Origin of the sequence: Actinophytocola sp., assembly GCF_035634895.1 — a bacterium.
Lineage (GTDB): Bacteria > Actinomycetota > Actinomycetes > Mycobacteriales > Pseudonocardiaceae > Actinophytocola.
Genome location: NZ_DASQCC010000123.1, coordinates 1 through 10,667 on the forward strand (window position 1 = coordinate 1; position 10,667 = coordinate 10,667).

The 10,667-nt window shown below is 68.9% G+C and carries 12 protein-coding genes; 5 read left to right on the forward strand and 7 right to left on the reverse strand.

Features of this window, described 5'->3' with window-relative positions; genetic code table 11:
* Positions 1-321 precede the first annotated feature (321 nt).
* The 3 genes from VET29_RS17690 to VET29_RS17700 all read right to left on the reverse strand — a co-directional run bounded on the left by VET29_RS17690 (position 322) and on the right by VET29_RS17700 (position 3,154).
* Positions 322-1,500 (reverse strand): RtcB family protein, encoded by a 1,179-nt coding sequence (locus tag VET29_RS17690; RefSeq protein WP_324921553.1) that lies wholly within the window; start codon positions 1,498-1,500, stop codon positions 322-324.
* A gap of 17 nt (positions 1,501-1,517) precedes the next feature.
* A complete protein-coding gene (locus VET29_RS17695) occupies positions 1,518-2,414 on the reverse strand; it encodes a diiron oxygenase (protein WP_324921556.1) in 897 nt (298 codons plus the stop codon).
* A gap of 62 nt (positions 2,415-2,476) precedes the next feature.
* Positions 2,477-3,154: a TetR/AcrR family transcriptional regulator gene (locus VET29_RS17700; protein WP_324921557.1), complete on the reverse strand. Its 678-nt coding sequence runs from the start codon at positions 3,152-3,154 to the stop codon at positions 2,477-2,479.
* A 76-nt stretch (positions 3,155-3,230) separates the two neighbouring features.
* Between VET29_RS17700 and VET29_RS17705 the strand changes: the two genes are divergently transcribed.
* The 3 genes from VET29_RS17705 to VET29_RS17715 all read left to right on the forward strand — a co-directional run bounded on the left by VET29_RS17705 (position 3,231) and on the right by VET29_RS17715 (position 5,787).
* Positions 3,231-4,412 carry an endonuclease/exonuclease/phosphatase family protein gene (locus tag VET29_RS17705; RefSeq protein ID WP_324921561.1) on the forward strand — a complete coding sequence of 394 codons (1,182 nt, stop codon included), beginning with the start codon at positions 3,231-3,233 and terminating at the stop codon, positions 4,410-4,412.
* 151 nt (positions 4,413-4,563) lie between these two features.
* Entirely contained in the window at positions 4,564-5,214 is a 651-nt protein-coding gene (gene shbA, locus VET29_RS17710; protein ID WP_324921563.1) for an RNA polymerase sigma factor ShbA, read from the forward strand.
* A 258-nt stretch (positions 5,215-5,472) separates the two neighbouring features.
* Positions 5,473-5,787, forward strand: coding sequence for an ArsR/SmtB family transcription factor (locus tag VET29_RS17715; protein ID WP_324921565.1), 315 nt, complete (start codon positions 5,473-5,475; stop codon positions 5,785-5,787).
* Here the strand turns inward: VET29_RS17715 and VET29_RS17720 are convergent.
* On the reverse strand, positions 5,773-5,964 hold the full coding sequence (locus VET29_RS17720; RefSeq protein WP_324921567.1) for a hypothetical protein: 192 nt from the start codon (positions 5,962-5,964) through the stop codon (positions 5,773-5,775). The genes VET29_RS17715 and VET29_RS17720 overlap by 15 nt on opposite strands.
* 192 nt (positions 5,965-6,156) lie before the next feature.
* Here VET29_RS17720 and VET29_RS17725 point away from each other — a divergent pair, with 192 nt between their 5' ends.
* Both VET29_RS17725 and VET29_RS17730 read left to right on the forward strand, forming a co-directional pair.
* Positions 6,157-7,869 (forward strand): sensor histidine kinase, encoded by a 1,713-nt coding sequence (locus VET29_RS17725; protein WP_324921569.1) that lies wholly within the window; start codon positions 6,157-6,159, stop codon positions 7,867-7,869.
* The gene (locus VET29_RS17730) at positions 7,866-8,525 is read left to right on the forward strand and encodes a response regulator transcription factor (protein WP_324921571.1); all 660 of its coding nucleotides are present in this window, start codon (positions 7,866-7,868) and stop codon (positions 8,523-8,525) included. The genes VET29_RS17725 and VET29_RS17730 overlap by 4 nt, the downstream gene beginning before the upstream one ends.
* A gap of 5 nt (positions 8,526-8,530) precedes the next feature.
* On the opposite strand, the gene VET29_RS17735 is transcribed toward VET29_RS17730, so the two are convergent.
* From VET29_RS17735 to VET29_RS17745, 3 genes are all read right to left on the reverse strand, one after another.
* Positions 8,531-9,184, reverse strand: a complete 654-nt coding sequence (locus VET29_RS17735) for a DUF4232 domain-containing protein (protein ID WP_324921574.1) — start codon at positions 9,182-9,184, stop codon at positions 8,531-8,533.
* Between the two features lie 127 nt (positions 9,185-9,311).
* A complete protein-coding gene (locus tag VET29_RS17740; protein ID WP_324921576.1) occupies positions 9,312-9,740 on the reverse strand; it encodes a hypothetical protein in 429 nt (142 codons plus the stop codon).
* Positions 9,741-9,966: 226 nt separating this feature from the next.
* Positions 9,967-10,667, reverse strand: a 701-nt coding sequence (locus tag VET29_RS17745) for a prephenate dehydratase (RefSeq protein ID WP_324921578.1), incomplete at its 5' end; no start/stop codon positions are given.

A 10,667-nucleotide genomic window follows, 5' to 3' on the forward strand; every position in this document is an offset into this window, starting at 1 on the left:
CGGAAGCCGGAAGCCGGAAGCCGGGGAAACGGAACTTCATGCCGGGGTGGGTGTCAAGGCTGGGTGCCGTCGCGGTTTGGGTCGTTTTGGGCCGGACTTCAGTTGGCGGGGTTCGGCTTGGTGATTGGCTGGTGTCGCTGGCGCCCGTTCTGGCGCGCGTGGTGGTTTGAGGGTTTCGTTCTGGGTTGGTTTTTTGGGGGCTTTGTGGGCGAGGGGGCGGTGTAGCGCGGTGCGACAGGCGCGTGGTTCTGCGGTGTGGGGCTCGTTTTGTTGCGGCCCGTACCGCGTTCGGCCTTGTTAGCCCCTGGCTGGCCCTGCTTTTTAGCCCTTGATGCAGATTACTTGCTTTAGTTTTGTCACTACTTCGACAAGGTCTTCCTGGTTGCTTATTACCTCGTCTATGTCCTTGTATGCCGCCGGGATCTCGTCTACCACGCCCATGTCCTTGCGGCATTCGACGCCGGCCGTCTGGGCTGCCAGGTCTGCTTCGGTGAACTGTTTTCGGGCTTTGTTGCGGGACATCCTGCGGCCGGCACCGTGGGATGCCGACTCGAACGAGTCCGGGTTGCCCAGGCCTCGGACGATGTACGAACCGGTGCCCATCGAGCCTGGGATGATGCCCAGCTCTCCCCGGCCCGCGTGGATGGCGCCCTTTCGGGTTACCAGGACCTCCTCGCCGAAGTGGGTTTCCTCCGCTACGTAGTTGTGGTGGGCCGAGATGGGAGCCTCGAAATCAATCCGTGGGAACTGGGTCCCCAGTACGTCGGCGATCAGTCTCAGCATTACCGCTCTGTTGCGTCGGGCGTAGTCCTGGGCCCAGAACAGGTCATGGCGATATTCCTTCATCTCGTCGGTGTTCGCCAGGAACACCGCCAGGTCGGGGTCGGGGAGCTCCTGGTTGTGTGCCAGGCCCCTCGCCACCTCAATATGATGCTGTGCCAGCAGGTTGCCGATTCCTCGGCTTCCCGAATGCAGCATCACCCAGACCTGACGTTGCGTGTCCAGGCAGACCTCGATGAAGTGGTTGCCGCCGCCGAGTGTGCCCATCTGGTGCAGCGCCTTTGCCGAATTCGCCTTCACCGTTGGGGTCAGGGACGCGAAGGCGCGCCAGAAGGGGTCCCAGTCCGTGGCGTCACGATCCGTGAACGCCGTTGCCCTGTGCTGTCCGAAGCCCACCGGGACCGCACGCTCCAACAGGCCACGCAGGCGCGACAGTGACTCCGGCAGGTCCTCCGCGCGCAACGACGTCCGGACCGCGGTCATGCCGCAGCCGATGTCCACCCCCACCGCCGCCGGTGACACGGCCTCTTGCATGGCTATCACCGAGCCCACCGTCGCGCCCTTGCCGTAGTGCACGTCCGGCATCACCGCCACGTGCTTGTACGTCCACGGCAGGGCGGCGATGTTGTGCAGCTGCCGCATCGCCTGGGGCTCGACCGTCTCCGGTTGGGTCCACATTTGGATATCGACGTACTTGCCCTGGATCGTGGTTGGGGCCATGCGCCCAGGGTAGGGAACTACAGCAGGTGTGCGTGGCGCCAGATTCGCCTGGTCGGGCCGCCGATCATGCCCACCTCGGTCAGGAACGCCACGATCTTCTCCGCCATCCAGCGACGAGACTCGCGGTGGTGCGGGTTCGCCCGTGCCGCCGCCCTCGCCTCGCGGGGATCCAGACCCACCGCCGCGTACACAGCCGGATGCACCATCACGTCCATCACCGTGTGGGCCACCACCGCCGTCACCAGTCGATGTAGCTCCAGGGCCGGGCGGCTCAGCGACTCGAGGCCGCGGACCAGCTCCTCACGCGCGTACCGGACGTGCCTGGCCTCCTCCACCACATGGATCCGGTTGATCATTCGGATCATCGGCTGGATGCGGTCGTCGTCGAGCATCGAACGCTGCAGGCGATCCGTGGTCTCCTCCACCACCAGCACCGACGCGAACATCGCGGGGCCGCCGATGGCCGCGCCGAACAGCTTCGCGGGGACTCGCACCGCGCGGGGTGGGCCGTAGGCGGGGATGCCGAACTTCGCTATGCCCTTGCCGAACATGATCGCGTGACGGGTCTCGTCGCCGATCTCGGTCAGTGCGTAGTGCATATGTGGGCTGCGGGGGTCCAGGTCGGCCGCGTACCTCGCCAGCAGCTGCATCAGGACGATCTCCGTCCACAGGCCCACGCTGGTGATACTGCCCAGCTCGTGTTTCGCCAGCTCGATCCGCTGCTCGGGCGTCAGCCGGTCCCACAACGCCGTGCCGTACAGCGACACCCGCTCCTCCGGCAGGAAGCCCTTGCCCTCGACCAGTGGCGCGTCCCAGTCGACATCGACGTTCGGGTCGTACGAGTTGCGCATCGACGAGTCCAGCAGCCGCTCGGCGGTCACCTCGCGGTCCTTCGGTTGCAGCACGCGCGCCATCGTGGAACCTCCCGAGAAGTACCTGTTACCTCACGTAACAGTTACTTAGGTTCGCCGGTCTGTCAAGCCCGTGTCAGGTCTCCGATGAGCTGCACGATCTCCCTGGTAACCGGCCGCAGCAACCGCAGGCGGGACAGCCCGATCACGCGATCGAGCAGCGGCACCGTCCGGTCCACCAGCATCCGCGTCCGCCGGCACCCCGCCGAGCCGTCGTGCACCCAGAACAGCACGACCCCCATCTCGTACAGCCACAACAGCTCGGGCAGCTCCGGCCGCAGCTCCGGGTCCACCTTCGCCGCCGAGCCCTCCAGCACGCGCCGGAACAACGCGATCTGCGCGTCCCGTGCCGGCGACGACTCGGTGGAGAACGGGCTCAGCGGGCTCGACGGGTCGGCCGCGTTCACGAAGAACTGCCGCCCGAACTCGTGGTACGGCGCGGCCACCTCGAGCCACGCCATCAGCACCGCCCGCAAACGTTTGGCGAAGTCCTGCTCGGTCGCCAGCACGTCGGCGCACGACTCCTCGTGCAACTGGGTTATCCGGTCGTAGAAGCCCTGGACCAGCTGTTCCTTCGACGAGAAGTAGTAGTACGCGTTGCCGACCGACACCCCCGCCTCACGCGCGATCCCCCGCATCGTCGTCTTGTCGTACCCGTTCTCCTGGAACAGCCGCAACGCCGTCTCCACGATCAACGTTCGCGTTGCCTCACTCTTGGGAGTCCTGATCGCAGAGTCCGACACCCGTTAACCGTAGCTCCGGTGCACTGTTCACGGGTCCGTGTCAGGGTGGTCCGCCCGCAGTCCTCAGGAGGTCCCCATGCGCCGTACATGGCTGTTACCCGCGCTGGCACTCGCCGCCGGCGTGCTCACCACCCCGACCGCCCAGGCAACCGGAGGGCACACCGTCCGGTTCGCCACCTTCAACGCCTCACTCAACCGCGGCACTGCCGGTCAGCTGGTCACCGACCTGTCGACCCCGGACAACGCCCAGGCCCGCAAGGTCGCCGAGGTCATCCAGCGCAACCGCCCGGACGTCCTGCTGATCAACGAGTTCGACTACGCCCCCCAGGCCGTCGACCTCTTCCGCCGCAACTACCTCGAACACGGCCAGAACGGCGCCCGGCCGGTCGACTACCCCTACGCCTTCATCGCGCCGTCCAACACGGGCGTGCCGACCGGCTTCGACCTCGACCGCGACGGCAGCACCACCACCGGCAACGACGCGCACGGCTTCGGCCTGTTCGAGGGCCAGTACGGCCTGCTCGTCCTGTCCAGGTACCCCATCGACACCCGAGGGGCACGCACCTTCCAGCACTTCCTCTGGAAGGACATGCCGAACGCGATGCTCCCGGACGACCCGGCCACCGCGGCCCCCAAGGACTGGTACTCCCCCGAGATCCTGGACGTGCTGCGCCTGTCCTCGAAGTCGCACTGGGACCTGCCCGTCAGGATCGGCCGCGACACCGTGCACTTCCTCGTCTCGCACCCGACGCCGCCCACGTTCGACGGCGCCGAGGACCGCAACGGCACCCGCAACAACGACGAGATCCGCTTCTGGGCCGACTACACGACCCCGGCCAGGGGCCGCTACATCTACGACGACAAGGGCCGGCGTGGCGGCCTGTCCCCCAGCGCCGACTTCGTCATCGCCGGGGACAACAACTCCGACCCGCTCGACGGTGACAGCGTGCCCGGCGCGATCGACCGGCTCCTGCACGCCCCGCGCGTCGTCGAGACGCACCCGGGCAGCCAGGGCGGCGTGCTCGCCGCGCGGACCCAGGGCGGCGCCAACGCCACGCACAGGGGCAACCCGTACTTCGACACCGCCGACTTCGCCGACACCGCGCCGGGCAACCTGCGGGTCGACTACGTGCTCCCGTCGAGGGGCCTGTGGCCGCTCCGGGGCGCGGTCTACTGGCCGACCGACGCGCTGGCCCGTCTGAACGACGCCTCCGACCACCATCTGGTGTGGGAGGACGTCCTCGTCAGCAGGCGGTGAACACGCGCACACGTCCCGTAGAGAACGGCTGCCCCATGGGGCAGCCGTTTTCGTTCGCGGGGGTTTTTGTTCCGGCGATGACGTATTTGCGACGCCGTTCCGTGCTCTCTTGAGTCGAACGCAACCGCCGGGGGGCACAGGAGGGCGCGCGATGTTGTGCACAGTCGAGCCAGAGGTGGACCTGGCTCAGCTAGAAGCCGATTTGGCGAACGTGGCGGCGGCGACCGCCCCACCCGCCTGGTCGCGACCTGTCACGAGAGGCAACCTGGACGCGGTCGCCGCGGCAGCGTCGGCCGGCGACACCGCCGCGACCGACGAGCTGCTGAGCTACCTGCGGCCGATCATGGTCCGGTTCTGCCGGACCAAGCTGGGGAGGGTCCGGCCGATCAGCTCCGCGGACGACGTCGCGCAGGAGGTGTGCATCGCGGTTTTCCGTGCGCTGCCCACCTACCAGCACCTCGGCCGGCCGTTCCTGTCGTTCGTCTTCGGCGTCGCGGCGCACAAGGTGGCCGACGTCCACCGAGCGGCCGCCCGCGACCGCTCGCTGCCGACCGCGGAGACCCCGGACACGATCACGCTGGAGGAGAACCCGGAGGAGATCGCGCTGCGTCGCGAGCTGGTGGAACACACCAGCGACCTGCTGGCGACGCTGCTGCCACGGCAGCGGGAGATCGTCGTCATGCGGGTCGTGCTGGGGATGTCGGCCCAGGAGACGGCCGACGCGGTCGGCACGACGCCGGATGCCGTCCGGGTGGCGCAGCACCGTGCGCTGAACCGGCTGCGCCGGACGATCACCCGTTGAACCGAGCCAGCTGAACGGAGCCCGCGGCGCGAACCGCGGGCACGGCGCCGACCTCGTGAGCGGCGCACCGGTTTCGGCGGCGCGGAGGGCCGCAGGGGGCTCGCCGCGCCGCCGACGGTATGGACACGGCTGCGACAATCGCCAGGACGAATGGGACTTTCATATACGAACCTCCGGTCTTTCGAGGTACGCCGAACGCACCGGGGCCGCGAGTAGAGTCTTCGTTGAGTGTCGAAGAGAACTGGGGGGCTGCCAGGAATGTCGGTCGGCAGGTGGGCTCCGCCGTCGCACCCGGACGTCGAGTCCGTCGAGGTGGACGAGGTGCTACGCGCTCTCGCCGACCCGACCCGGCGCCAGATCGTGCGGCTCCTGCTCGCCGAGGGCGACCGGCCCTGCGGCACCTTCGACCTGCCGGTCGCCGCCTCGACGCTCAGCCATCATTTCCGCACCCTGCGCAACGCCGGCATCCTCCGCCAGTACGACGACGGCCGGCAGCGCATGAACACACTGCGTCTGGACGAGCTGGAATCCCGGTTCCCGGGGCTCGTGCGCACGGTCCTAGACGCGGGCTAGCTCGCGGCGCGGGGCGGCGGTCTCGACCGTCGCGGCCTTCGCCCTGCGGACGCGCCGGGTGTGCTTGCGCTCGTACCACCACGAGTCGACCTCGACGATGACCGGGCCGAGCGCCATCAGCAGCAGGATGACGAAGCCGACCACCGCACCGGACCACAACAGGATCGCCTGAAGCATTTCGTTTCCTCCCTAGTCGAACTTTGCTGGTCACAGCTTCGCCCGGCAGGAGGGTCCGGCGGATCGGTCGAACAGCCGCGTCCAGCCGGCCGTCCGGTCATCGCGTGGCGGGTCCGCACTGGCCGATCGGCCGACCCCCGACCGCCGGATGACCGAGGCGTGGCATGCGCGGCTCCCCTAACGTGTGCTCACATGACACCGATCCCGGTGCCGCGGCGCTGGCTGGGCGCACTACTTGGCATCGCCCTGCTCGTGGACATCACCATGGTCGTCGAGGGCACCCCGACACGGACATTGCTGTCACTGCCCGGCGCCGTGCTCATCGCCGTCTGCGCGTGGCTGGGCATCACCCGGCCGGCGATCGGCGCGATCGGCGCGGCGCTGACGCTCACCGTCTTCTCCGTGCTCATGCATGCCGCCGACGTGTCCACGACGTCGGTCGGGCTCGCGCACATCATGCTGACCGAGCTGATCTCCGGGGTCCTGATGGTCGTGCTGGTCGTGTGGCGCACGCCGGGACTCGTCGCGACCGCATCGGTGACCGCGCTCGTCGTGTCGTGTGTCGCGGCGATCCTCATCCGCAAGCCGGAATGCCTCTACAGCTACCCGTGCGAGTCGGGCTACGGCTCCTACTTCGGCCCGGTCATCACCACGCCCAACCTGTTCGAGTCGCTGTTCTTCGGGTTCATCCTGCTCGCCGGGGGCGTCGTGGCCGGGCTCTTCCTGCGCCGGGCCGGCAGGAAGCGCGTCGAGACCGAGATGGGCGCGCTGGTCAGCAAGCAGTGGCCGCTCGGCGCGGCACTCGGGGTGCTGGCGCTGGTGCAACTGGCCGAGGGCGGCATCGACAGCACGATCGGCTTCCTCGCCTCGGTGGGTGCGGGGATCTGCGCGTTCTTCGGGATCAAGTACCCGCTGCGCAACACCTACCTCGCGACCGGAACGTTCATGTTCGGCGCGCTGTTCAGCGTGGCGACGCACACCGGCGGGAACACGCTCGTGCCGTTCACCGGCATGGCGGCCAGCATGGCGCTCGTCGCCTACGTGATCCGCTACGTGCCGATCGGCCAGGCGGTCGTGGCCGTCGCCGTGCTGTGGGGCGCCCTGCTGGTGCTGATCGCGACGCAGGTCGGGCTCACCGTCCTGGAGATGATGGTCTACCTGCTGTTCCTGCTGTTCGTGTCGCTGGCCACCGGGTGGTACTTCCGGGCCCGCGACCGGGAGCGGAGCCAGACGGTGAAGGCCGCGGTGACCACGGCACAGCAGGGCGAGCGGATGGCGCTGGCCCGCGAGCTGCACGACGTGGTGGCACACCACGTCACGGGCATCGTCGTGCAGGCCCAGGCGGCGCTGATGGTGGCCGAGCGGAACCCGGACGTCGCGCTGCCCGCGCTGGAGCGGATCGAACGCAGCGGCACCGCGGCGCTGACCGCCATGCGCACGCTCGTCGGCAGCCTTCGGGAGGGCACCGCCGCGTGGGTCGCCGGCAGCGCCGACGCGACCGGCGAGGCGACGACCGACCTGGTCGCGGACCTGCGGGGCGTCGTCGAGGACTTCACGGGACCACCCGTCGACATCGACCTCGACCTGCCGGACGAGCTGCCGCACGAGATGGGCAGGTCGGTGCTGCGGCTGGTGCAGGAGTCGCTGACCAACGTCGGCAAGCACGCGCCGGACGCGAGCACCGTGCACCTCCGGGTCGCGACGAACGACGACACGCTGCACATCCGGGTGAGCGACGACGGCAGGAAACGACCGGCCAACCCGGCCGGCGGGTCGGGCGGCTACGGTCTGGTCGGCATGCGTGAGCGCGTGGAGCTGCTCGGCGGCAAGTTCGAGGCCGGGCCCAGCGGTTACGTCGGCTGGAACGTCGAGGCTTGGTTGCCACTGCGGAAAGAGGAATCTTGATTCGGGTCTTGATCGCGGACGACCAGGAGATGGTCCGCGCCGGTTTCCGGATGATCCTGGAGACGCAGGACGACATCGAGGTGGTCGCCGACGTCCCCGACGGGGTGTCGGCGGTGCGGCTGGCGCGTGAGCTGCGGCCGGACGTCTGCCTGCTGGACATCCGCATGCCGGGCATGGACGGGCTCGAGGTGACGAAGTCGCTCGCCGGCCCGGGGGTGGCGGACCCGCTGAAGGTCGTCGTGGTCACGACGTTCGACCTGGACGAGTACGTGCACGCCGCGCTCTCCAACGGCGCCAACGGCTTCCTGCTGAAGGACGCCGGCCCGGCACTGCTGCTGGAGGCGGTGCGCGCGGCGGACCGCGGGGACGCGCTGGTGTCGCCGCAGATCACCGTGCGGCTGCTGCGTCACTTCGCGACGGCCAACGCGACCGCGCCCTCGACGGAGTCCACGACCGAGGCGTTGACCGAGCGCGAACTGGACGTCGTGCGGGCGGCCGCGCGTGGGTTGACCAACACCGAGATCGGCACGGAGCTGTACCTGTCGCTGTCCACGGTGAAGACGCACCTCGCCGCGGTGCAGGCCAAGGTCGGGGCCCGCAACCGCGTCGAGGTGGCCGCGTGGGCGTGGCGTACCGGGCTGATGGCCGGCGAGTAGCCCGCTCAGGCCGGGCCGGCCCCCGGCTGGACCGTCGCGATGGTCAGCTGGTTGCCCGGCGGGGTGCCGGCACAGCCCGTGCCCGGGTTGGCGAGGAACATCGAGTCGAAGTCGTGCGGAGGGTAGATCCGCAGGCCACGCACCTCGGTCGGCTTGCAGGCGGCCGGGTCGTAGTTGGCGACCTGCACGAACCCGACGTCGGCGAAGGCGCTGTCCCCGGCCTTCAGCGTGACGACCGCACCCTTGGCGCCGGTCCGGTACGCGGCGGGCCCGACCTGATGGCCGTCGTCGCCGGCGACGAACGAGACACCGGCGAAGCCCTGCATCGTGCAGGTGCGGCCGCCCTTGTTGGTGAAGACGAGCGCGCGGTAGCTCGTGCCGGCCGCCGCGTCTCCCCCGCCGAGGCGGACGCTCAGGTCGGCGACCTTGCACTCGTCACTGACCGCGGCCGTCGGCGCGGGCGGCTGTGCCTGCGCCTGCGAGGTGCCCGTCGGCGGCTCGCTCGTCGTCGGCAGCGGCTGGGTGCTGCTCGAGCCCGGGGTGCTGGGCACCTGCGAGCTCGCCGTGTCGGCCGCCTTGCCGTTGCAGCCGGCGAGGAGCAACACGACCGCCGCTCCACCGGCGATGACCGCGCCTGTGCCTGTCTTGTTTCGCAGCATGAGGATTCGCCTCCATCTGGCCCCGACACCACTGGACGCTGTTACCGCATGATGGACGTGTGCCCACCGGCCCAGGTTGCTTCTGACAAGACCTACCCTCGATCGGGTAACAAAACACGGGCACCGGTCAGTGAATTGTCGCCCCACGTGGCTTCTTGGTCTCGTACGCCGACAGTGCGCGGATGATCCGGTCGCGCTTGCGGCGGGTGTCGGTGAACGACCGGGGGCGCAGGATGAGCATCGTGTCCGCCCAGTTGTAGCGGGTCCACACCTTCGCGGAGGTCCGGCCGGGACGGCCGGGGAGGTCCGAGATGGCGACGTGCACGACGTTGCGGCTGTTCAGGTGGCGGGTGCGCAGGCCGTTGTCGGTCAGCTCGACCTCCCAGAGCACACCCCGTGCGGCGAACACGGCGGCGAGGACGGCGCGGTCGCGGACACAGGACAGCTCGAGCGAGAAGTCCCGGTCCAGCTCCCGGGCCCGTCGCTTCCCGATGCCGAACCTCGTGACGAAAACCAGAACGATGACGCCGCCCAGCGCGATGAGAAACGTGTTCATGATGCCTTGCACCTCCCGACTCCGTACCGTCCAGCTCAATGGGGACCACGGCACGAAGCGGCGACTGGCCGACCCGGCAGCGCCGACGGGTCATCAGGTCATCGCGAGGCACCTCTCCTGGAGTTGTCATCCCTTGCCGTGGAATATCCATTAGCGCTCAGCAAGGGAGATCCGTCAATACTTCCGGCGAAACTAGAACTTGACCGGAAGAAATCCTGATCGACCTCTAGCCGATCCGGCCCGAGCGAAGGTTCGAGACCCACTCGTCGGCGGCCAGGTAGTCCTCGTCCGCGTTGTCCCTCCCGGCGATCGTGGGGGTCGGGTCCGCCTTCGGGTACGAGCCCAGGAAGCGGACGTGTTGGCAGCGCCGGTGCAGCGCGGCCAGCGCGTCCCCGACCCGGCGTTCCGCCACGTGCCCGTCGAAGTCCAGGTAGAAGCGGTACTCGCCGAGGCGTCCCTTCATCGGGCGGGACTCGATGCGGCTCAGGTTGATGCCACGCAGCGCGAGCTCCGTCAGCATCTCCGCCAGCACCCCGGTCCGCTGGTAGGCCGCCACGGCGGCGATCGACGTGCGGTCGGAGCCGGTCGGTGGGACCAGAACACCCGGCTTCCGCAGGACCAGGAACCGGGTCACCGCGTCGTCCACGTCCGCTATGTCGGTTTCCAGCACAGTCAGCGCGTAGTGCGTCGACGCCATGGGGGCCGTGATGGCCGCGTCGTACTGCTCGCCCAGCACGCCCACCGCCGCGGCCGACGTGGACGTCGAGGCCAGCTGTGTCGCGTTGCCCAGATGCTCGGCCAGCCAGCCCTGGACCTGCGCCAGCGCATGGGGATGGCTGGCCACCGACCTGACCTGCGCCATCGACGTGCCCGGCCGCACCAGCAACGAGAACCTGACCGGCAGCACGACCTCGGCCACCGCCACCA

Excerpts from the sequence above, each read along its gene's own strand:
- VET29_RS17690 (WP_324921553.1), bottom strand. The coding sequence starts at position 1,500 with ATGGCCCCAACCACGATCCAGGGCAAGTACGTCGATATCCAAATGTGG.
- VET29_RS17695 (WP_324921556.1), bottom strand. The coding sequence starts at position 2,414 with ATGGCGCGCGTGCTGCAACCGAAGGACCGCGAGGTGACCGCCGAGCGG.
- VET29_RS17705 (WP_324921561.1), top strand. The coding sequence starts at position 3,231 with ATGCGCCGTACATGGCTGTTACCCGCGCTGGCACTCGCCGCCGGCGTG.
- shbA (WP_324921563.1), top strand. The coding sequence starts at position 4,564 with ATGTTGTGCACAGTCGAGCCAGAGGTGGACCTGGCTCAGCTAGAAGCC.
- VET29_RS17715 (WP_324921565.1), top strand. The coding sequence starts at position 5,473 with ATGTCGGTCGGCAGGTGGGCTCCGCCGTCGCACCCGGACGTCGAGTCC.
- VET29_RS17720 (WP_324921567.1), bottom strand. The coding sequence starts at position 5,964 with ATGCTTCAGGCGATCCTGTTGTGGTCCGGTGCGGTGGTCGGCTTCGTC.
- VET29_RS17725 (WP_324921569.1), top strand. The coding sequence starts at position 6,157 with ATGACACCGATCCCGGTGCCGCGGCGCTGGCTGGGCGCACTACTTGGC.
- VET29_RS17735 (WP_324921574.1), bottom strand. The coding sequence starts at position 9,184 with ATGCTGCGAAACAAGACAGGCACAGGCGCGGTCATCGCCGGTGGAGCG.
- VET29_RS17740 (WP_324921576.1), bottom strand. The coding sequence starts at position 9,740 with ATGAACACGTTTCTCATCGCGCTGGGCGGCGTCATCGTTCTGGTTTTC.